Raw genomic sequence first — 21,858 nt, 5'->3', positions numbered from 1 at the left:
GACAACGCAGATCAGCCGGTGTTCTGCAGGCCGGCCGCGACTCCGTTCACGCTGAGCAGGAGCAGGCGGCGCAACTCGTCCTGCTGTGTCTCGTCGATGGTGGAGGCATCCGCGTCGGAGCGCAGGGCGCGCAATGCGCGCAGCTGCAGCAGCGACAGGGCGTCGACGTACGGGCTGCGCAGGCGTACGGCCCGGCTCAGCACGGGGCGGCCGGCGACGAGCTCGGATGCGCCGCTCGTCTTGAGCGCCCATTCGCGCGTCAGCGCCATTTCGTCGAGCACCAGCTGCGCGAGCTCGTCGCGATCACCGAGCGCCAGATAGCGGCGGGCGAGGCGCTCGTCGGTCTTCGCGAGCGACATCTCGACGTTCTCGATCATGGTGCGGAAGAGCGGCCACCGGTCGTAGGCGTCCCGCAGGAGCTTCTCATCGCCGACGGCGGCGAGCGCCGAGCCGAGCCCGAACCATCCGGTGAGGTTGATGCGGGCCTGCGTCCAGGCGAAGACCCACGGGATCGCGCGCAGGTCCTCGAGGGACTCGAGCGAGAGCCCACGGCGTGCCGGACGGGATCCGAGTGCCAGTAGTCCGATCTCCTCCTGCGGCGTGACGCGGCCGAACCACGGCGCGAATCCGTCAGCGCGCACGAGTTCGTAGAAGCGCTCCCTGCTGACCTTGTCGAGCTGGGCGGCCAGCGGTGCGAACTCGGCGGCGGCGCTCGCGTTCCGTTCGCCGATGGAGGGGACAGATGCCATCAGCGTCGCCGCGGCGATCTGCTCCAGGTGGCGAACGGCGATGACCGGATCCCCGTACTGGGCGAAGATGACCTCGCCCTGCTCGGTGAGCTTGAACCGGCCGTCGACGGATCCCGGCGGCTGTGCGAGCACGGCCTCGTTGGCCGGTCCGCCGCCGCGTCCGAGTGCTCCGCCGCGTCCGTGGAAGAGCGTGAGGACGATGTCGTTGCGCTTCGCCCACTGCGCGATGCGGGCCTGGGCGTCGTAGAGCGCGAGGGTCGCCGAGACGGGACCGACATCCTTCGACGAGTCGGAGTAGCCGAGCATCACCTCGAGGCGCCGGCCGGTCTGCTCCAGCCGCTTCTGCACCTCGGGGAGGGTGATCATCAGGTCGAGGATCTCGGTCGACGCGTTCAGATCGTCGAACGTCTCGAACAGCGGGATGACGTCGAGCACCGGTGCAGCCTCCGCTGACCCGAGTGCGTGCTCGGCCAGCCGGAACACATTGGCGATGTCGTCGGCGGATTGCGTGAACGAGATGATGTAGCGCTTGGCGGCGTCCACGCCGTACCTGCTCTGCAGGTGCGCGATCACGCGGAACACGTCGAGGACCTCTGCGCTCATCTCGTCGAGGTCGTCGTCGCCGTGCGCTCCGGCCGCGATCGCCTCGAGCGTCTGACGGTGCACCTTGGAGTGCTGGCGCACCTCGAGCTCTGCGAGGTGGAATCCGAAGGTCTCGACCTGCCAGATGAGGTGCTGCACCTCTCCGTAGGCGTTGCGCAGGTCACCGGCCTCGGCGAGCGAGCGCTGCACGATCCTCAGGTCGTCGAGGAGGGCATCCGGGTTCTCGTAGGCGAGGTCGGCGTTGCGACGCCGTGTGGCCTGGATCCGCTCGGCGACCACCAGCAGCACTCGGCGGTGCGGCTCGTTGGGCGAGCGGGTGGCGACGTCGGCCGTGAGGTCCTCTGCGAGGGCGCGCTGGCGTCGCCAGAGCTCCTGCAGTTCCTGGCTGGGCGGGGTGTCGCCGGCATCGAGGGTGAGGGTGCGTCCGATCCGGTCCGTGGCGCGTTCGAGTCCGAGGAGCACGTGCTCGGATGCGATCGCCGCAGCCTTGCGCGTCACCTTGGCGGTCACGAAGGGGTTGCCGTCGCGGTCGGCACCGATCCACGATCCGAAGCGCACGAAGGCCCGTGCGTCGGGGCGGCGCGGGGAGGCGTCCGGTCCGGCAAGACGCTCGTCGATGAGACGGTAGACCTGCGGGATCACCTGGAAAAGGGTCTGGTCGAAGATGTTCATCGCCGTGCGCACCTCGTCGAGCGGGGTGGGGCGTGTCGACCGCAGCGGCGCAGTTCGCCACAGGGTGTCGATCTCGGCGAGGAGCTGGCGTTCGTTCTCCGACTGGGCCAGCGTGCCGAGGCGGGGATCGTCGTGCTCTGCGACGAGGTCGCTGATGCGGCGGATGCTGTACGCGATCGCACGACGACGGGCCTCGGTCGGGTGCGCGGTGAGCACGGGACGGAACTCGAGGTTCTCGACGCGATCCCTGGCCTCCTCGTCGCCCAGCTCGGCGCTGACGGCGGCGAACGCGGCTGCGAAGGATTCGGCGGGACGGTGGCCGTCCGTCGCCCACGGGTCGCGGGCGAGCAGCACGCGTACCCTGTGCCGTTCCTCCGCGAGATTCACGAGGTGGAAGTAGCACGTGAACGCGCGCGCCACCTGCTCGGCGCGCTGCAGGCTGAAGCCCTCGACGAGGGCTTCAGCGTCTTCGATGGACGCCTCGCCCTTGCGTTCGTAGGCATCGATCGTGAGCGCGCGCAGCTTCTCGACGTCGTCGAGCAGGTCCTGCCCGCCGGACTCGATCAGCACACGGCCGAGCAGTTCACCGAGGAAGCGCACGTCGGAGCGCAGCGCTTCCGGCACGTCGCCGCTGCGCAGGGCGCGCGCCTGGGCGTCTTCAAGCGGGTGATTCGAGGGGGCACCGTTCGTCATCGCTGTCCAGGGTACCCAGCACATGGGATACCAGCGAACCGAGCGGACGCGACCCGAGCGCCGACGACGCTCCCGTCCTTCCCCGAAAGTGCCCGTTCCTCCGCCCGAGGGTGCCCGTTCCTCCGCCCGAGGGTGCCCGTTCTTCCGCCCGAGGGTGCCCGTTCCTCCGCTGGAAGGTGCCCGTCATCGCACCATTCGGAGCTCGATCCTGTCGTCTGCAGGATCGCGGTACTCGACACCGTCGAAGGCGAATCCATTGCGCTCGTAGAACGCGATCGCCCGTTCGTTGCCGCGCAGCACCCAGAGCTGTGCCGGATCGTCGCCGATCACCGCATCGAGAAGAGCCCGTCCGGTTCCCGTGCCGTAGACGGCAGCGCGTACGTAGATCGCGAACAGGTGCAGCGGACGTGCCGGCGGGATTCCGTGCGAGGCGGCGGGCAGGGCCGAGTCGGCGGCATTGGCGAAGCCGACGATGCGTCCGTCGTGGACGGCGACGGACAGCCGGCCGGGGCGCGGCCGCAGCGAGAGGTATCCGGTCCACATCAGCGGCCGGTCCTGGTACGCCTCCTCCGAGAAGTACCGCTCTGCGAGCACTCCGGAGTACGTCTCGCGCCAGGTGTCCACATGAACGCGGGCGATGGCTTCGGCATCCGCCGGCACTGCGTCGCGGATCTCCACAGCCCCGTCGTCGCTGATGAGGCGAAGACCGTCATCACGGCGCGGAAGAGCACCGTCGTCGTTCACGGGGTGCGAGGCATCGGCATCCATGAAGCGAGGATAGGGCCACGGAGCCCCGGCAGAATGGCTGCATGATTCTCGACGACACTCTCGCCCGTCTTGTCGCCGCCGGCCCGTCGGAAGTCCGCGACGCGTTCGTCGGCTTCGTGTCGGCGCGCGGTGATGCGGCGCTGCGGCGGGACGGCGGACCGGAGCACGTCACGGCATCCTGCTTCGTCTTCTCGCCCGACCTGAGCAGCACTCTGCTGTGCTTCCACAGGAAGGGCGGGTTCTGGGTGCAGTTCGGCGGCCACATCGAAGCGGATGACGCAACCATCGTGGCAACGGCGCAACGGGAGGCGCGCGAGGAGTCCGGCATCGACGACCTGGAGGTGACGTCCGATCTGATTGTGGATCTGGAACGTCACGAACTCCACGGACGGTTCGCCTGCACCGCGCACTGGGACATCAGCTTCGTCGCGGTCGTCGACCCGGATGCGGTGGTGACGGTCAGCGACGAAAGCCTCGATGTGCGCTGGTTCCCGATCCATGACCTGCCGTCGGACGTTGCTCCCGGGCTGGGCACCCGGCTGGCCCGGGCAAGAGATGCTCTCACGCGTGAGTGATCCGCTCGAGAGGAAGGCGCAGCCTCAGGGGGAGGAACGGGCACTTTCGGGAGGCGGAACGCGCACTTTCGGGGGGAGGAACAGGCACGTTCCGGGGGAGGAAGGGGCACGTTCGGGAGGCGGAACGGGCACTTTCGGGAGGCGGAACGGGCACCTTCGCGTCAGGCGGCCAGCGCTTTCTGGATGCGCTGCAGCGACACCGTCTCGGCCGTGCCGAGGTGCTGGGCGAACAGGCCGACACGGAGTTCCTCGATCATCCAGCGGGCGTGCACCAGGGACGCCTTGGCGTGCGGCGGGAGCGGGATGCTGCCGCCGGCATCCGTGAAGCGCGCCATCGCGGTCTGCACCTCGGTCATCCACACGCGGTCGCGTCCCGGATTGTCGGGGAGCCGCTGGATGCGCCACGTCAGCGCCTGCAGGTAACGCGGCAGGTGACGCAACTGGGCGCGTCCGGTTCGCGAGACGAATCCGGGGAAGACGAGGCCGGCGAGCTGCGCTTTGGCGTCGGTGAGTGCTCCGAGCAGCGCGATGGACGATGTCGCGGACAACACCTTCTCCGCCGAGCGATGCTCGGCGAGGATGCGCGCGACGAGTGAGACCGTGTCGAACAGGGCATCCATCACGCTGGTCGATACGCGATCGCGGATGCCATCGAACTGCGCGCGCGTGAACACGAGCCCGCCCGGCGCGGCCTCGAAGAGCGCGTCGTCGATGACCGCAGCGAGGCAGTCCTCGAACAGGGCCTTCGTCGACGGATACGGACTCGCGGCCAGCGCCAGCTTCTCGGCGCCGGTGAGGTGTTCCTGCACGTAGCCGGTGGGGGAGGGGATGACGTTCAGCAGGAGCGCGCGCACGCCATCCGGGAGCGACCGCTCCTGCTCCTGCTGCGTGCCGACGACGCGAATCGCGACGCCGCCCTTCTCCGCGACGAGCGTCGGATATCCGCGGATGACGCTGCGCGGCATCCCCGTTCCGCGTCCGCCCTGCTCCGTGTCGACGAAGCGCGGCAGCTCGTCGAAGTCCCAGGAGGTGAGACCGGTGCGTTCGATCGGATCCCGCCGACGAACGGATGCCTTGGCCACCGACTCGCGCACCTTCGGCGCGAGCTTGCGCTGCAGCTCGACGACATCCTTGCCCGCCGCGACCACCTTGGAGCGCTCGTCGACGACGCGGAACGTCACTCGCAGGTGCGGCGGAACGCGCTCGACGTCGAAGTCGGTCGGGTCCACCGGCGTTCCGGTGAGACGGCGGATGGTGCGCGACAGGATCGCCGTGAACGGCTCGGATTCGGGCGCGGACTTCGCCGTTCCTGTTCCGGCGGTGACCTGGGCCGCGCCGGATCCGATTCCGGTCGGAAGCTCGGCCGCGATGCGCGCCGCCCAGTCGGCCGCGGGCACGACCGAGCGCCGCAACGCCTTCGGCAATGTGCGGATCAACGCGGTGATCAGCTCCGTGCGCAGTCCGGGCAACTGGGCGTCGAATCCGACGGGGCTCAGGCGGGGGAGCAGCGCGAGCGGCACCTGCGCCGTCACTCCGTCGTCGGCCTCGCCTGGCTCGAAGCGGTAGCTCAGCGCGAGTCGCTGATCGCCCTGTTGCCAGACCGGCGGGAAGGCGTTCTCGTCGACCTTCGCCTCATCGACGTCGTCGACGAGGTCCTCGCGGCGCATGGTGAGAAGGCGCCCATCGGTGCGCCGTTCCTGTCGCCACCAGGCCTCGAAGGAGCGGGTGTCGGTGACCTCCTGCGGGATGCGTCGCTCGAAGAACGACACCATCGCCTCGTCGTCGAGCAGGATGTCGCGCCGTCTCGTGCGCTCCTCCACCTTCTCGAGCTCGGCGCGGAGTCTGGCGTTCGCACGCTGGAAGTCGAACGCGTGATCGCGGGTGTCGCCTGGCCATTCGCCGCCGACGAGGGCGTGCCGGATGAACAGCTCGCGGGCGAGCGGAGCGTCGATGCGACTGAGCTGCGCTCGCCGCCGTGGCACGATCGGCACGCCGAACAGCGTCACCTTCTCGTAGACGACGGCTGATCCCTGTCGCTTCTCCCAGTGCGGTTCGCTGTAGCTGCGGCGCACCAGGTCGCCCGCGAGCGGCTCCGCCCATGCCGGGTCGATGGCCGCGTTCATCCTGGCGAACAGCCGGCTCGTCTCCACGAGCTCCGCGCTCATCACGGCCTGCGGCTGCTTCTTCGCCAGAACGGATCCCGGGAAGACCAGGAAGCGCTGGTTGCGGGCGCCGACGTAGTCCTTCTTCTGGGCGTCGCGGAGTCCGATGTGCGAGAGCAACCCCGAGAGCAGCGACCGGTGGATGCCGTCGCCGTCGACCTTCGGGTCCCCAGGTGCCAGGCCCAACGGCTTCGCCGTGCGGCGAAGCTGCCGGTACAGGTCCTGCCATTCGCGGATGCGCAGGTAGTTGAGGTACTCCGCTTTGCAGAGGCGGCGGAACGCGCTGGATCCGAGCTCCCTCTGCTTGTCCTCCAGATGGTTCCAGAGGTTCAGCAGGGTGAGGAAGTCGCTGGTCGGATCCGTGAACCTGGCGTGCTGCTGATCCGCCTGCGCCCTGCGCTCGAGAGGACGCTCCCGAGGGTCCTGGATGGTCAGCCCCGCGACGATGACCATTACCTCGCGAACGACGCCCTGTCGGCCGGCCTCGACGAGCATCCGTCCGAAGCGGGGGTCGATGGGCAAGCGGGCGAGGGTGCGCCCCGTCTTCGTCAACCTGATGCTCGCCGTCGACCCGCTGTCGGGGGCGTGCTCCGTACGGTGCGTTGCGTTCAGCTCCGCGAGCAGGTCGAGGCCGTCCTTGACACCGCGCGAATCAGGAGGGGTGAGGAATGGGAAGGCCTCGATGTCACCGAGCCCGAGCGAGATCATCTGCAGGATGACGGCGGCGAGGTTCGTGCGCAGGATCTCCGGCTCCGTGAACTCCGGCCGCTTCTCGTAGTCCTCTTCGGAATACAGCCGTATCGCGATACCGTCGCTCGTGCGGCCCGAGCGCCCTGAGCGCTGCTTCGCCGACGCCTGCGAGATGGCCTCGATCGGCAGTCGCTGCACCTTCGCCCTTGTCGAGTACCGCGAGATGCGCGCCGTTCCGGCGTCGATCACGTAGCGGATGCCCGGCACGGTCAGGCTCGTCTCCGCGACGTTCGTCGACAGCACGACACGGCGGCGGATCCCGGCGGGCACCGGCCCGAACACGCGATGCTGATCCGCGGACGACAGGCGTCCGTACAGCGGCAGCACCTGGGTCGTTGCCGCGTCGCCGCGGCGCGTGAGGTGTCCGCGGATCGCGTCTTCCGCATCCCGGATCTCGGTCTCGCCGGAGAGGAACACGAGCACGTCGCCCGCCTTCTCGCGGCCGAGCTCGTCAAGGGCATCCGTGATGCCGGTCAGATAGTCCCTGTCGACGGAGGGCGTCGCGTCCACATCGTCGTCATCGCCCTCGTCGTCCGCGACGAGCGGTCGGTACCGCACCTCGACGGGATAGGTGCGTCCGGAGACCTCGATCACCGGCGCCGGGTTGCCTGCGGCATCCGCGAAGTGCTTCGCGAAGCTCTCCGGGTCGATGGTCGCGCTGGTGACGATGACCTTGAGGTCGGGGCGCCTGGGCAGCAGCCGCTTCAGGTAGCCGAGCAGGAAGTCGATCGTGAGGCTGCGTTCGTGCGCCTCGTCGATGATGATCGTGTCGTACGCGGTCAGGTCGCGGTCGCGGTGTATCTCGTTGAGCAGGATGCCGTCGGTCATCACCTTGATGCGTGTCGCCTTCGACACCTCGTCGGTGAACCGCACCTTGTAGCCGACCAGGCCTCCGACCTCGTCTCCGAGCTCTTCGGCGACGCGCTCGGCGATCGCCCTCGCCGCGATGCGGCGGGGCTGGGTGTGCCCGATGGACTCGCGCCCCAGCTGGAGGCAGATCTTCGGCAGCTGGGTGGTCTTGCCGGATCCGGTCTCTCCCGCGACGATCACGACCTGGTTCGCCTCGATGGCGCGCGCGATCTCCTCCCGGCGCTCTGAGACGGGCAGCTCGGGTGGGAAATAGATGACGGGGATGCCCGCAACGGCGGTCGGGGACGATTCGGCGGGCGGCACGGAAGACATGAGCCCTCCATTCTATTCGTGTGGGCGTCCCCGCCGGGCGTGCGCGATCGGGTCGGTGCGTGGCTGGGAGCCGCTCTGCCGTCGTGGCCGCCGAGTCGCCGAGCGGGTCACGCTCTCGAGGGCGTGAGCCCGAGCTGGGTGTCGGGCGTGTGCGGAAGGCTCGACGAGAAGCGCCGAGTCCGGGCGACGGAGTGCGCACTGGCAGACTGTCCGCGTGAAACTCTGGCACTCGCTCTGGCGCTCTCCAGCGGCGCGCACCGGAGCATCCGTCGCCGTCGCCACCGGGCTCTACGGCGTGTCGTTCGGCGCGCTGGGAGTGGCATCCGGCCTGGACTTCTGGCAGACCCAGGTGCTCAGCCTGCTGCTGTTCTCCGGTGGCTCGCAGTTCGCGTTCATCGGCGTTCTCGCCGGCGGCGGAGGGGGAGGCGCTGCGCTCGGGTCGGCCGCCCTGCTCGGCATCCGCAATGCCGTCTACGGCATGCAGCTGAACGCGCTGCTGCAGCCACGAGGATTGCTGCGCCTGGGCGCCGCCCACGTCACGATCGACGAGTCGATGGCAACGGCCAGCGCGCAGACGGATCCGGCGGAGCAGAAACGCGCATTCTGGGTCACTGGGATCGGCATATTCCTGTTGTGGAATGTGTTCACCGCCGTCGGCTCGTTGCTCGGCAACGCCATCGGCGATCCCAAGGCATGGGGCCTCGACGGTGCCGCCGTCGCCGCGTTCCTCGGCTTGCTCTGGCCGCGGCTCAAGGCGCGGGAGCCGGTCGCCATCGCCGTGGCCTGTGCCGTCGTGACGGTGGTCGTCATTCCGTTCGTGCCGCCGGGGATCCCCGTGCTGGTGGCTGCCGTGGTCGCTGCGGTGTGGGGTTTCCTCGGTGTCGGCTCGGCCGATGAGGGACTCGAGCCCGACTTCGTGGATCCAGCAGAAGAAGGGCGGATGCCGTGACCACCTGGCTCTACATCCTCGCGGCGGGCATTGTCGCGTACCTCACGAAGCTCATCGGCTACCTCGTGCCGGCAGCATGGCTGAAGAACAAGCGGATGACTCGCATCGCAGGCACGCTCACGATCGGTCTGCTGGCATCCCTCACCGTGATCAACACGCTGGCGTCAGGACAGCAGCTGGCCTTCGACTCGAGGATCGGATCGCTCGTCGCAGCGCTGATCGCCCTGCTGTTCAAGGCGCCGTTCCTCGTGGTGGTCATCGTCGGAGCGGCGGCCGCCGCGCTCCTGCGCCTCGCGGGCCTGCCATGAACGCGCCGATGCGGCGGTCGCGGCAAGCCGTGCCGAAAACAGCAGCTGTCGTTGGAAACAGCAGTGATCCTGCTGTTCTGCATGCACGACAGCTGATCCTGCTGCTTTCGCAGCCGTGGGGTGGGGGTGAAATGTCGGCGGGACTGGGGGCGTCCGGAGCGCGCGACAGAGTGTAGGTTTCTTGCAACACCGCCGACCTGGGCGGGCGACCCACTTTCCATGTCAATGACGACAAGGAGCAGCCATGACCGACGTCCTGAATGCCGAACCCGTTTCCGCCTCCGATGGACAGGGTTCCCAGCCCACCGGATTCGCGACCATCTCGGTCGCCTCGATCCTCACCGAGGCGGCCCGTCAGAATCCCGATCGGATCGCAGTCATCTTCGGCGACCAGGAGATCACCTACGCCCAGCTGTGGTGGGAGACGCGGCGCTACGCCGGCGCCCTCAAGGCCCGCGGTGTCAGTCGCGGGACGCCGGTCGCGGTGCTCATCCCGAACGTCCCGGACTTTCCTCGCGTGTACTTCGCGATCCTCGCGCTCGGCGGCGTCGTCGTTCCCGTGCACGCTCTTCTGAAGGCGGATGAGATCGCCTACGTCCTCGAGGACTCCGGCGCGAGCGCACTGATCTGCGCGGCGCCGCTGCTCGGCGAGGGAGCGAAGGGCGCGGCACAGGCCGGCATCGACGTGCTCAGCGTGCTGGTGCCCGACGAGATGAAGGAATCCCTGCCGTTCCCGCGGCTGGAGGACGAGGCGTCCGCGGCCCAGCCCGTCGACGGGTACGAGCCGATGAACCCGTTCGACACCGCGACGATCCTCTACACCAGCGGCACCACCGGCAAGCCGAAGGGTGCCGAGGGATGCCACTTCGCCATCGTCGAGCAGACCAGCTCGCTCCTCACCGACGCGTTCGACCTGGGTGCGGACGACAGGGTGCTCGGCTGCCTCCCGCTCTTCCACACCTTCGGCCAGGTGTGCGTCATGAACGTGGGCTTCCGCGCAGGCGCCACGGTCGTGCTCGTGCCGAAGTTCGACGGTGCGACGGCACTCGAACTGCTGAACAAGCACAAGTGCACGATCATGACCGGCGTCCCGACCATGTACATCGCACTGCTGGAGGCGGCGAAGGCGAATCCGGAACGTCCGCCGCTGAAATACGGCCTCTCGGGAGGCTCGGCACTGCCGCTTGCGGTCATCGAGCGCTTCGAGGAGGTGTACGGCGTGAACATCCACGAGGGATACGGCCTCACCGAGACCTCCCCGGTCGCGACGTTCAACGTGGTCGGCAAGCCGACCCGCGCCGGCACCGTCGGCCAGCCGCTCTGGGGCGTCGAGGTCGAGATCGCAGACGCGGATGTCGACGACCGCATCGCACTGCTCCCGCGGGGCGAGCTCGGCGAGATCGTGGTGCGCGGACACAACCTCATGAAGGGATACCTGCACCTTCCGGAGGCGACGGCGGAAGCGGTGATCGACGGATGGTTCCGCACGGGCGACCTCGGCACCAAGAGCGACGACGACTACGTGACGATCGTCGACCGCAAGAAGGACATGATCGTGCGCAACGGCTACAACGTCTACCCGCGTGAGGTGGAGGAGGTGCTGTCCGCGCATCCGGCCGTCTCGATGGTGGCGGTGTTCGGGGTCTCGCACGAAACCCACGGACAGGAGATCATGGCGGCCGTCACGCTCATGCCCGGTGCGACGGCGACGCCGGAGGAACTCATCGAGCACGCGAAGGAGCGGGTCGCGGCCTACAAGTTCCCGCGACGCCTGGTGATCGTGGAGACGTTGCCCCTCGGCCCGAGCGGCAAGGTGCTGAAGCGCGAGCTCATCCGCGTCTACGACGTGTAGCCCGCAATACCGCCGCGCGAGTCCGTCGAACTCCGGGTGCTGCATGCTGGTTTCGCTCCCCAGCACGTGCGGCCGTCACGTCGCAGACGCGATGTGATGCGCCGGAACCGGTGGCCCGCCGCAGGCTCAACCGGCGGCTGCGGTGAGTGCGTCGGACTCCCAGGTGCCAGGGCGTCCGATGCGACGAACGGAACGCGCGACGCCGAGGGCGACGGTGCTGGCGAGGAGCAGCGCGCCGAACGCACCGAGCGTGAACGGCACGCCGAGCGTCGGCAACGCCCAGCCCGCGATCACCGGAGCGATCGGGGCGACGGCGAGGGACGAGATCATGACGACCGAGCTCATCCGAGCCTGGAGGGAGAGCGGCGTGATCGCGGCGGCGTAGCCCAGGAGGCCCGCGTTGACCGTGGGGATGAACGCGGTCATCACGCACGACCACACGATGTAGCCCGCGTAGTCGTCGGTGACGGCCATGCCGACCGCCCCGAGTCCTGACGGGATCAGGCACGCCACGGCGAGCCATCCGGTCGGGAACCGCTTCACGAGCGTCGGCGCCAGCACCGACCCCGCGATCATCGTGATGCCGACGGCCACGTCGACCATTGCGATGGCGAGCGGTGCAGTGTGCGCGGCCACGAGGTGCAGGTTCACCCCAACGACGACGCCGTCGAAAGCCAGGTTGATCGCGGCGAACACCACGACGCCCAGCCGCAGGAACGGCACGCCGAGCACGAAGCGGATGCCTTCGGCGATCGATCCCGCACCGCTCGCCTGCTCGGAAGAAGGCGGGTCGTTCAGTGGAGCGCGGACGGCGAGCGCGGTGATGCCGGCCACCAGGTAGCCGAGGATGCCGGCCACGAACGGCAGCGCGCGCGAGAGCCCGTAGAGCAGACCGCCGAGCGGTGCCGCTGCGAGAGACGCTGCCGCGCTGCGACCCTGCATGGCCGCCATGGCCGATCCCAGCTGTTCTGGCCGGACCACGAAACGGATCGACGCGGTCTCGGCCGGCCCGTAGAACGCCGCTACCGCCGAAGCCGCGGCGAGCGTGGCCGCGAGCTGCCACCCGCCGAGCGCGCCGGCGGCGTCCGTGATCGCGAGAGACGCCCAGAGTGCGATGCCGATCGCCGAGCAGACGATGATCAGCCGGCGACGATCGACGCGGTCGGCGATCATGCCGGCTGGAAGGGTGACGACCAGCACACCGACCTCGGCCACGGCCGTGATGACTCCGGCCAGGAACACGGAGCCGGTCACCGCGAATGCGACGAGCGGCACGGCGAACGCGGCGACGCCCGCTCCGACGAGCTGGCCGGTCTTGCCGGTCATCAACAGCAGGTAGGGGGCGTTGCCCCACAGGGTCGCTCCGTGGCGAACAGCCGCGCTATCGGCCGGGAGGGCAGTCGGAGCCGTGTCTGTCGTCTCTGGGACATCCGTACTGCTGCCGATGTCGACCTTCATGGTCGTGTCGGTGGCCGTCGGCATCCGTCGGGTTCTGGGCATGTGGCCACTCTAGATGCACAAGAAGTATTGCGCAAGGACTATTGCGCAATGGGATTTGCAGAACGGCTAGACTCGGACATATGAGGATCCCAGCGTGAACGCACCGCAAGAGACCGGGTCGAGTGCCGAGACGGAGACCGGCCAGGACGAGGTCGGCCTGCTGCAGTCGTTCACCGTGACCGACCCCGTCATGCTGCGAGCGCTGACGCATCCCATGCGGCAGCGGATCATGTGGGAGCTGGGAGCGCGCGGTCACGCCAGAGCAGCCGACCTTGCGGACATCATCGGCGAACCGGCGAACTCGCTGAGCTTCCACCTTCGTGTCCTGGCCAAGGCTGGACTGATCGAGGAGTCGCCAGAGCATGCCAGGGACGCGCGCGACAGAGTGTGGCGGATGACCCATCCCGGAGGCCTGAACCTGCCGGGCGAAGCCGCGGGCGGCGGCGCCATCGCCGCTGATCCGTTCGCGGCCGAGCGGCTCGACTGGTTGCGCGGGATGCTCGACGAGAGCATTCCGCAGGAGCCGAACACGACCCGCGCGATCTATCTCGGCGCAGCGATGCTCACCAGAGACGAGTCCCGGCGAATGGCGGAGGAGGTGATCCAGGTGATGGAGCGCTGGCGACAGCACGGGATCGACCGGCTCTCGGAGAGCCAGGACGACCCGGATCGCGTCTTCCATTTCACCGCAGCGTTCGTCGGCAACCCTCGTCCGACGGATGCCGTGCCATCGGCCGAACCACGTGCCTCTGTCGACGAGCCGTCCGACCGGCAGGCGTGAACGTTCCCGGCACGCTCGGTAGCGTTGCACCCATGTCGGAGACGAACGTTCCCACCATCACCCTGAACAACGGCACCGCCATCCCGCAGCTCGGGTTCGGCGTGTTCCGCGTGGATCCCGATCGCACGGCGGAGATCGCCGGAACCGCGCTCGAGGTCGGCTACCGCCACATCGATACGGCAGCCGGCTACCGGAACGAGGCGGGCGTCGGCGATGCGGTGCGCGCGTCAGGCATCGACCGCGACGACCTCTGGATCACCACGAAGCTCGCCAACGGCGACCAGGAACACCCGGATGACGCATTCCAGGCCAGCCTCGATGCGCTGGGCCTCGACGCCGTCGACCTGTATCTGATCCACTGGCCCGTGCCGGCCAAGGACATCTATCCGAGCGTGTGGAAGACACTCATCGCGATCGCCGAGAGCGGCCGGGCCCGCTCCATCGGCGTCTCGAACTTCCGGATCGAGCACCTCGAACGCATCATCGCCGAGACGGGCGTCGTCCCGGCGGTGAACCAGGTGGAGCTGCACGTCGACTTCCAGCAGCGCGAGCTCAAGGCGTTCCATGCCGAGCACGGCATCGCGACCGAGGCGTGGTATCCGCTCGGGGGTGGCTCGTTGAGCGAGGCGCCCGAACTGAGACGCATTGCGGATGCGCACGGCAAGACGGTCGCGCAGGTCGTGCTGCGCTGGCACATGCATGACGGGAACATCGCCATCCCCAAGTCGAATCACCGCGAGCGGATGGTCGAGAACCTCGACATCTTCGACTTCGAGCTCACGCCCGCCGACCTCGACGCCATCGCCGCGCTCGACAAGGCAGAAGAAGGCCGGCGCGGCGGACATCCGCTTCAGGTCGGCTGAGAACGGCGCCCCCGGCACCGCGACGGGTCGTGGGGTACACGGTGAAGCGCGGTCGAGGTGGTGCGCAGCAGACGAATCCGGTGCAGCGGTCGCGGGATGAGCGCGTGGATCGCCGACCGGTGTCGTCGTGCGCCGTAGGCTCAGGTCATGGAGCTCATCGCGCAGGGGCGCAGCGCCGACGTCTACGAGGTGGAACGCGGACGCGTGCTGCGTCGCTACCGATCGGACATCGACGCCGGGCTCGAGGCGCGCGTGATGCTGCACCTCGAAGAGCGCGGGTTCCCTGTTCCGCACGTGTTCGATGCCGACGGCACCGATCTCGTGATGGAGCGCGTCGACGGCGGCACGCTCTTCGAGGCGCTGCTGCACGAACCAGGTCAATACCGTCGCTACGGCCGGCTGCTCGGCGAACTCCACGAGCGGCTGCACCGACTCGACGCACCGGCGTGGCTGGGAAGCGTCTCGGCCGGACAGGTCGGGGGCGCGGACATCTCGGGCACGGATGGCGCACGTGGGCTCGACGGCGGGTATGTGGCCCGTCGGGTGATCGTGCATCGGGATCTGCATCCGCAGAACGTGATCCTCAGCGAACGCGGACCCGTCGTCATCGACTGGACGGACGTGGGTGCCGGGACCGCGGCCATGGACACGGCGATCACGGTGATCCTCACGCTCGGTGCCGAACTGGAGGCTCCGGCGGAGGTCGTGGAGCGCATCGAGCCGTTCCGGGCGCTCTTCGTCGATGCCTACCTGGAGACCTGCGGCGCAGACCCACGGGACGGGCTCGACGAGGCCATCGCGTTTCGCGCTCTCAACCCGAGCAACACCGCGACGGAAGCCGCGTGGCTTCGGGCTTCGGCTCCGCGATGCCTCGACTCCTACTTCCTCGAGCCGCGCGCGGTCTGAACTCCTACAGTCGAGACATGCCCAATCGTCTCGCCGATGCCGTCAGTCCCTACCTGCTGGCCCACGCCGACAATCCGATGGACTGGCATCCGTGGGGTGAGGAGGCGTTCGCCGAGGCACGTGAACGGGATGTCCCGCTGTTCATCTCGATCGGGTACGCCACCTGTCACTGGTGCCACGTCATGGCGCGCGAGACGTTCAGCGACCCGATGCTCGCGCAGCGCCTCAATGCGCAGTTCGTCCCCGTCAAGATCGACCGCGAGGAGCATCCGGACGTGGATGCCGCGTACCTCGCCTCGGCTGCCGCGTTCACCCGCGATCTCGGCTGGCCGCTCAGCGTGTTCGCCACGCCGGACGGACAGGCGTTCTTCGCCGGCACGTACTTTCCGCCGGAGCCGCGGGCAGGCATGCCGTCGTTCGCGCAGATCCTCGATGCCGTGACGGATGCCTGGACCCACCGTCGCGCGGACGTCGCCGACACGGCATCGCGCGTGGCATCCGCCGTCGGGGCTCTGCGTGCTGACGAGGCGACTTCCGCGGGTGACTCCGGTCGGGCATCCGTGCCGTCATCGCGGCAGCTCGAGTCGGCGGCGACAGCGCTGGCCGCGGCGGAGGACCCCGAGTTCGGCGGATTCGGCAACCCGCCCGACTACTCGGGTCCGAAGTTCCCTGTCGTGCCCGTTCTCGGGTTCCTGCTCGGCAGCGGCGTCCCGGTCGGCGAATGGGCGGCCAGGCACACGCTGGAGCGGATGGCTGCTTCCGCACTGCGCGATCCGGTCGACGGCGGATTCTTCCGGTACGGAACGCGCCGCGACTGGGGAGTGCCGCACTACGAGCGGATGCTGTACGACAACGCCGGCCTCTTGCGGCTCTATGCCGACGCCGCGGTCGGCGAGACCGGCGGCGATGCCGATTCCGCGGCCGTCGCCGAAGGCATCGCAGCGTTCCTCCTCGGCACGATGCGTGTGACCGGGGGGTTCGCCTCGGCGCAGGATTCGGAGAGCGACGTGGACGGGGTGCGGCGCGAGGGTGCGTACTACCTGCTGGATGCGAACGAACGAGCCGCCCAGCCTCGGCCCGGACTGGATCGGAAGGTCCTGACGAGCTGGAACGGCCTCGCCATCGGCGCCCTGGCGCATGCCGGAGCCCTGCTCGGACACGCGGACTGGATCGCCGTCGCCGCCGAGACCGCGGACTCGCTGCTGGCTGAGCACACCACGGACGACCGCCGTGTGCTCGTGCGGACGAGTCTGGACGGCCGTCTCTCGGCCGCGAGCGCTGCCCTTGAGGACTACGGTCTGTTCGCCCGCGGCCTGCTCGATGTGTTCCTCGCCACCGGCGAGCCGCGATTCGCGGTCGCGGCACGCACCCTGGTGGACGCAACCCTCGATGCGGCGACGAGTGACGCGTCTGCCGGCGGGGCAACCGCCGTGGATGCGGCGACCCGGCAGGAAGAGGCCGCGAAACCGCATGCGTCAGCCGACGCATCAGACACGACCTCCGGCTCGGCACACGACCCGCAGGCCCGCACGTTCGCCGTGCCGGGAGGCGGCGACTCCGTCCTGTCGGCGCACCGGATCGTCGCGGATGCGGATCCGTCGGAGGGTGCGTACCCCGGTGGGGTGTCCTCGCTCGCGGATGCGGCGCGAGTGCTCTACGCGCTCACCGACGACCCGCGCTACGACGCGGCAGCCCGTGCCGCTGTGGCGGCGGTCGGGCGGCGAGCTGTGGCATCGCCGATCGCGTTCGGGGGGATCCTCCGCGTCGCGACGGCGCTGGGCGAGGATCTCCGGCAGCTGGTCGTGATCCTGCAGGGGGACGGCGGGGATCCGTCTGAGCCGGGAGGCTCCGCATCCGACGAGTCGCCGGTGGACGTGTCGGCGGCGGACGAGTCGTCGAGTGGTCCGGCCTCGGCCGCGGTCGCGGAGTCGCCCCTTCGGGCCGCGGCGGTGCATCGTGAGACGGCACGCCGGTCGCGCACGCTCGGCGCGGATGCGGTGGGCGTCGCTGTCACGGAGGGGGCGGCATCCGTCCTCGCAGCCGACGGTTTCGGGCTCTTCGAGTCGCGAATCGCGTTGAACGGTCGGCCGACCGAGTACCTCTGCACCGCATTCCGGTGCGAACTGCCTCGGCCGTTCGAGATCTGACGGTAGGCCGGAGTGCGCGGTTCAGGCCGCGTTGAGCCGCCCGAGCATGCCCCACACGGCCGGCGTGAGCTCTGGATGGTCGAGCGCCACGCGACGCAGCAGCTGATACTCGAAGCGTTCACGCGCGCTCGACGGCGAAGCCGGATGGTACGCACGGGAGCGGGCCTCGCCGAGGTCGTGCGCCTCGATCGTCTCTTCGCGGAGGGTCAGGACGACTTGTTCGTCCACGGTCGGAAGGTCGGGCAGGAACTCCCACGGATCGTCGCCGAGACGGCACCGGAACTCGATCACGGCGGCGAGTTCGTCCCTGGCTTCCTGGCGCAGCACTTCGAGGCTCATCGGATGCCGGTGGTGTGCGTTCATCCGCAAGGCCTCCCCTCACTGCGGCCGGATCGGACGCCGGGCAGGCGACCGATGTGCGACAAGGGTACGACGGGCGCACGACACGTGCGAATCGCCCACCGGCCGCGTGTCGAACGGTGTCGGAGTTCGGCCGTTGAGGGAGAAGGCGTCGTGACGGACGGCGCGGGCGGGTCGTCCGCGCACGGTCTCGCCTGCATAACGATTCCCTCAGGACTTCACGGGTGGCCCCCTCGAACCATTCAGCCGACCCTCGATCGCGGCACAATGGTGTGGCCCCCAGCAACCCCGTCGAGAAAGGCCCCTATGTTCGCCGTGCTCGACTGGATCAACGGGCCGTTCGTGACGCTCGGCACGGAGGCGATCGCCCTTCCTTCGGTACTCGGTGCGCTCGCGTTCCTCGTGTGCGAGGGTGCGGCGGCGCGCGGCGCACGGTGGGTGTGGTCCGTCGGAGCGATCGCCGCACTCGTGCTCGCCGCTCTTGCGCTGGTCGACGGACGGTGGGTGGATTCCGGCATCCGCATCGTCGTGGCCGCGCTCTGCGCATACGGCTGGCGGCATCGTCGCTCGCAAGCCATGGCCGTGCGGTTCGCGACCGGCAGGGAGATGGCCTACGGGGTCGTGCTCTTCGCGATCGCCACGGTGGTGGTCGCCTACGCGCTGACGGCGCAGACGGAGGACTCGGTCTCGTGGGGCGGCGCCGTCGTCGTGGCCGCCCTCTTCGTGCAGCTCGCTGCTCTCGCCAGGGGGCTCGTCACGGGCTGGTGGGTCGTACTCGCCGGTGCCGTCGTCTCTCTCGGGCTCGCAGCGGCGAGCGGTTCGTGGGCGGGAGCGATCGTCTCGGCAGCGGCCGGTGCTCTCGCCGTGTACGGCTGGGTGCAGTGGCGACGTGATGCGCGGGCATCCGAAGTCCTCGACTTCCCGATCGCGGACGAGATCGTCGACGAAGACCTCGTGGCCTGAGCTCCCCGCCGACCATCGGGCATCCCCGCCATCGGCCCGACCTCACTGTGGCTCTGCCGCACCCTGGTTCGTCGCCGACTTGACCCGGAGCGTGCTCCGGGGGTCACGATGGTGACATGACGACGATGACTCCCTCTCAGGCCGCCGCGAATTTCGGCGTCTCGGCCGAGACGCTCCGTTACTGGGAGCGTGCCGACATCCTGTCTCCGGTCGGAAGGGATGCCAGCGGTCGCCGCGCCTATTCCGACGACGACCTCGAGTCGATCGACGTCATCAAATGCCTGCGGCAGACGGCCATGCCGATCCGCGCCATCCGCGAGTTCGTCGAGCTCGCCAGGGAGGGCGACGGAACGGCTCATGCGCGCCTCGAGGTGCTCCGCGCCCACCGCGAGCGCGTGATCGAGGACCTGCGCCGTCAGCAGGAGGCGCTGCGCTACATCGAACGCAAGATCAGCTACTACGAGGGGATCACGTTGTGACAGGCTTTCCCACCCGTCGACTGGGTCGATCGGGCATCGAGGTGAGCGCGATGGGCCTCGGCACGTGGCCGCTCGGCGGTGACATGGCCGCCGGCGACCTCAAGCTCGGCTATTCGGGCATCGACGAGAGCGAGACGATCCGCGCTCTGGAGCGAGGGCTCGAAGCGGGTGTGACGCTCGTCGACACTGCGGATGCCTACGGCGCCGGACACGCAGAGCACGCGCTCCGGCCGGTGCTCGCTGCGCATCCCGAGGTACTGATCGCCACGAAGTTCGGCAACGTCATCGACGAGCGGACGCGTCAGCTCACCGGCGTCGACGTGTCGCCAGAGCATGTGCGCTCCGCCGCGGAGGCGTCCCTCGCACGGCTGGGGCGCGACAGGATCGACCTGTTCCAGCTGCACACGCCTGATATCACGGCGGCCCAGGCTGACGACGTGCTCGCTGCGCTCGAGGAGCTGGTGGATGCCGGCAGCATCGCCTGGTACGGAGTCAGCACCGACGACCCTGCTCTGGCACAGCCGTTCGTGGCCGGCGACCACTGCACGGCCATGCAGATCGAGCTCAACGTGCTCGACGACAACTCGGCGATGCTCGAGCTCTGCGAGAAGGCAGACCTCGGCGTGCTCTGCCGCTCGCCTCTCGCGATGGGACTGCTCGGCGGGAAGTACTCGGCCGACCGCCCGGTCGCCGGTGCCGACGACGTGCGCACGCATCAGCCGGAGTGGCTGAAGTGGTTCGTGAAGGGAACGCCGAGTCCGGAGTATCTCGTCGCCCTGGACGCCGTGCGCGACGCCCTCACATCGGACGGCCGCTCGCTGGTCCAGGGTGCGTTGGCGTGGATCTGGGCGCGGTCCGACCGGGCGGTGCCTATCCCCGGATTCCGCAACGCCGGCCAGGTGAATGACCTCGTGGGCGCGGCCGAGTTCGGACCGCTGTCACCCGAGGCGTTCGACCGCATCGAGCAGACCCTGCGCGGCGCCGACGCGGCGTGAGCGACATCCGTCATCCCGTATCAAGGAGGAACATGCAGTACCGCACACTCGGCAGCAGCGGAACCGCCGTCTCGGCGCTCACGCTGGGCGCCATGACCTTCGGCCACGAGGCCGACGAACAGGCATCCAACGCCATCATCGACACCTTCGTGGCGGCGGGCGGCACGCTCATCGACACAGCGGATGTCTACACCCACGGCATCTCGGAGGAGATCGTCGGCAGGTGGCTGGCCTCGCACCCCACCGAGGCCGACCAGGTCGTCATCGCGACCAAGGGACGCTTCCCGATGGGTGAGGGCCCCAATGACCTCGGATTGTCCAGAAGGCATCTGTCCCGCGCGCTGGACGCGTCGCTGCAACGGCTCGGCGTCGAAACCATCGACCTGTACCAGATGCACGCGTGGGATGCCCTCACCCCCATCGAGGAGACCGTCCGGTTCCTGAACGACGCCATCTCGGCGGGCAAGATCTTGTACTACGGGTTCTCCAACTTCACCGGATGGCAGCTCACCAAGGCCGTGCACGTCGCGCGCGCTCACGGCTGGGCGGAGCCGGTCACGCTGCAGCCGCAGTACAACCTCATCGTGCGCGGCATCGAGCACGAGATCGTGCCGGCGGCGCTGGATGCGGGCGTTGGGCTGCTGCCCTGGTCGCCGCTGGGCGGGGGCTGGCTGAGCGGCAAGTACCAGCGTGACGTGACGCCGTCTGGCGCGACGCGTCTCGGCGAGGATCCGGAGCGCGGCATGGAGGCCTGGCGGGCGCGGAACGACGACCCGCGCATCTGGCGCATCCTCGACACGGTGCAGGAGATCGCGGGCGTGCAGGACGCATCCGCATCGCAGGTGGCGCTGGCATGGCTGTTGTCGCGGCCTGCAGTGACGAGCGTGATCCTCGGTGCACGCACTGTCGACCAGCTGCGGGACAACCTGGGTGCGGTCGACGTCGAACTCACGGACGCCCAGCTCGCCGCGCTCGACGAGGCCAGCGCGCCGCGGGTCGAACCGTATCCGTACGGCGGGCCCGGTGTGCAGCAGAGGCACCGCCGGATCGACGGAGGGCGCTGAGCCCTGACCACCTCTTGGATGCCTCCCTTCCTCCCGAAGGGAGGCATCCTTCTTTGTTCCCACAATCCGGATTCCGCGATCGTCTCCGACCGCAACCCACCGCCAGCCTGGTGGCATGACGATGATCTCCGCCGCCGACGCGGCCACGATTCCCCTGTCCGATGACGCTGCGGTGCTCGAGCGGGTGAGGTCGCTGATCGGCCGTGCGCTGGGACGGCGCATGTGGTTCCTCTTCGTGGACGCCGCGGACCTCCAGCTGCCCATGGTGATGCCGATCGACGATTATCCGCCCGAGCCCGGCGACGAGGCGCCCATCGTCGCGGAGGTCGTGTCCGACGTGATGAGGGCGCGCGGGGCGTCGGGTGTCGTCGTGGTGTGGGAGCGACCACTCGGGGAAGAAGCCAATGCAGCGGACCGGGCGTGGGCATCCGCTCTCGCCGTGGCGTTCGCGCGAGCCGATCTCGCACTCCGCGGCCAGCTCATCAGCCACCGCTCCGGCGTGCGCTGGCTCGCGCCGGACGACTACCTGTGATGCGG

At 69.0% G+C, this 21,858-nt stretch carries 18 protein-coding genes; 13 read left to right on the top strand and 5 right to left on the bottom strand.

Features of this window, described 5'->3' with window-relative positions:
- Positions 1-11: 11 nt before the first annotated feature.
- A complete protein-coding gene (locus HII28_RS06110) occupies positions 12-2,717 on the bottom strand; it encodes a phosphoenolpyruvate carboxylase (protein WP_205864582.1) in 2,706 nt (901 codons plus the stop codon).
- A gap of 183 nt (positions 2,718-2,900) precedes the next feature.
- Complete coding sequence (locus tag HII28_RS06105; protein ID WP_170024585.1) at positions 2,901-3,485, bottom strand: GNAT family N-acetyltransferase; 585 nt, start codon at positions 3,483-3,485, stop codon at positions 2,901-2,903.
- Positions 3,486-3,526: 41 nt separating this feature from the next.
- Between HII28_RS06105 and HII28_RS06100 the strand changes: the two genes are divergently transcribed.
- Entirely contained in the window at positions 3,527-4,060 is a 534-nt protein-coding gene (locus tag HII28_RS06100; RefSeq protein ID WP_170024584.1) for an NUDIX domain-containing protein, read from the top strand.
- 161 nt (positions 4,061-4,221) lie between these two features.
- On the opposite strand, the gene hrpA is transcribed toward HII28_RS06100, so the two are convergent.
- A complete protein-coding gene (hrpA, locus tag HII28_RS06095; protein WP_170024583.1) occupies positions 4,222-8,154 on the bottom strand; it encodes an ATP-dependent RNA helicase HrpA in 3,933 nt (1,310 codons plus the stop codon).
- Between the two features lie 214 nt (positions 8,155-8,368).
- Between hrpA and HII28_RS06090 the strand changes: the two genes are divergently transcribed.
- The 3 genes from HII28_RS06090 to HII28_RS06080 all read left to right on the top strand — a co-directional run bounded on the left by HII28_RS06090 (position 8,369) and on the right by HII28_RS06080 (position 11,263).
- Positions 8,369-9,103, top strand: coding sequence for an AzlC family ABC transporter permease (locus HII28_RS06090; RefSeq protein WP_170024582.1), 735 nt, complete (start codon positions 8,369-8,371; stop codon positions 9,101-9,103).
- Complete coding sequence (locus HII28_RS06085) at positions 9,100-9,411, top strand: AzlD domain-containing protein (protein ID WP_170024581.1); 312 nt, start codon at positions 9,100-9,102, stop codon at positions 9,409-9,411. Before HII28_RS06090 ends, HII28_RS06085 begins: the two co-directional genes overlap by 4 nt.
- Before the next feature lie 244 nt (positions 9,412-9,655).
- Positions 9,656-11,263 (top strand): long-chain fatty acid--CoA ligase, encoded by a 1,608-nt coding sequence (locus HII28_RS06080; protein WP_170024580.1) that lies wholly within the window; start codon positions 9,656-9,658, stop codon positions 11,261-11,263.
- Between the two features lie 126 nt (positions 11,264-11,389).
- Here the strand turns inward: HII28_RS06080 and HII28_RS06075 are convergent, their stop codons facing one another.
- On the bottom strand, positions 11,390-12,763 hold the full coding sequence (locus HII28_RS06075) for an MFS transporter (RefSeq protein ID WP_170024579.1): 1,374 nt from the start codon (positions 12,761-12,763) through the stop codon (positions 11,390-11,392).
- 94 nt (positions 12,764-12,857) lie between these two features.
- Here HII28_RS06075 and HII28_RS06070 point away from each other — a divergent pair, with 94 nt between their 5' ends.
- The 4 genes from HII28_RS06070 to HII28_RS06055 all read left to right on the top strand — a co-directional run bounded on the left by HII28_RS06070 (position 12,858) and on the right by HII28_RS06055 (position 17,460).
- Positions 12,858-13,544, top strand: coding sequence for a helix-turn-helix domain-containing protein (locus tag HII28_RS06070; protein ID WP_205864581.1), 687 nt, complete (start codon positions 12,858-12,860; stop codon positions 13,542-13,544).
- Positions 13,545-13,576: 32 nt separating this feature from the next.
- Positions 13,577-14,407 carry an aldo/keto reductase gene (locus tag HII28_RS06065; RefSeq protein WP_170024578.1) on the top strand — a complete coding sequence of 277 codons (831 nt, stop codon included), beginning with the start codon at positions 13,577-13,579 and terminating at the stop codon, positions 14,405-14,407.
- Positions 14,408-14,554: 147 nt separating this feature from the next.
- Entirely contained in the window at positions 14,555-15,313 is a 759-nt protein-coding gene (locus HII28_RS06060) for a phosphotransferase (protein WP_170024577.1), read from the top strand.
- Between the two features lie 17 nt (positions 15,314-15,330).
- Positions 15,331-17,460, top strand: coding sequence for a DUF255 domain-containing protein (locus HII28_RS06055; RefSeq protein ID WP_170024576.1), 2,130 nt, complete (start codon positions 15,331-15,333; stop codon positions 17,458-17,460).
- A gap of 21 nt (positions 17,461-17,481) precedes the next feature.
- Here HII28_RS06055 and HII28_RS06050 read toward each other — a convergent pair whose 3' ends face one another.
- Positions 17,482-17,823, bottom strand: coding sequence for a hypothetical protein (locus tag HII28_RS06050; protein WP_170024575.1), 342 nt, complete (start codon positions 17,821-17,823; stop codon positions 17,482-17,484).
- A 303-nt stretch (positions 17,824-18,126) separates the two neighbouring features.
- Between HII28_RS06050 and HII28_RS06045 the strand changes: the two genes are divergently transcribed.
- The 5 genes from HII28_RS06045 (at position 18,127) to HII28_RS06025 (ending at position 21,853) form a co-directional block, all read left to right on the top strand.
- Complete coding sequence (locus HII28_RS06045; RefSeq protein ID WP_170024574.1) at positions 18,127-18,783, top strand: nicotinamide mononucleotide transporter family protein; 657 nt, start codon at positions 18,127-18,129, stop codon at positions 18,781-18,783.
- Between the two features lie 116 nt (positions 18,784-18,899).
- Positions 18,900-19,262, top strand: coding sequence for a MerR family transcriptional regulator (locus HII28_RS06040; protein ID WP_170024573.1), 363 nt, complete (start codon positions 18,900-18,902; stop codon positions 19,260-19,262).
- Positions 19,259-20,257, top strand: coding sequence for an aldo/keto reductase (locus tag HII28_RS06035; RefSeq protein WP_205864580.1), 999 nt, complete (start codon positions 19,259-19,261; stop codon positions 20,255-20,257). The genes HII28_RS06040 and HII28_RS06035 overlap by 4 nt, the downstream gene beginning before the upstream one ends.
- A gap of 32 nt (positions 20,258-20,289) precedes the next feature.
- Positions 20,290-21,321 (top strand): aldo/keto reductase, encoded by a 1,032-nt coding sequence (locus tag HII28_RS06030; RefSeq protein WP_170024572.1) that lies wholly within the window; start codon positions 20,290-20,292, stop codon positions 21,319-21,321.
- Positions 21,322-21,436: 115 nt separating this feature from the next.
- Positions 21,437-21,853: a hypothetical protein gene (locus HII28_RS06025; RefSeq protein ID WP_170024571.1), complete on the top strand. Its 417-nt coding sequence runs from the start codon at positions 21,437-21,439 to the stop codon at positions 21,851-21,853.
- Positions 21,854-21,858: the final 5 nt, after the last annotated feature.

The sequence above is a fragment of the Planctomonas sp. JC2975 genome, assembly GCF_012985205.1.
Lineage (GTDB): Bacteria > Actinomycetota > Actinomycetes > Actinomycetales > Microbacteriaceae > Humibacter.
The sequence above is the reverse complement of the archived record's forward strand: the minus strand, read 5'-3'. Positions and strand labels throughout refer to the sequence as shown.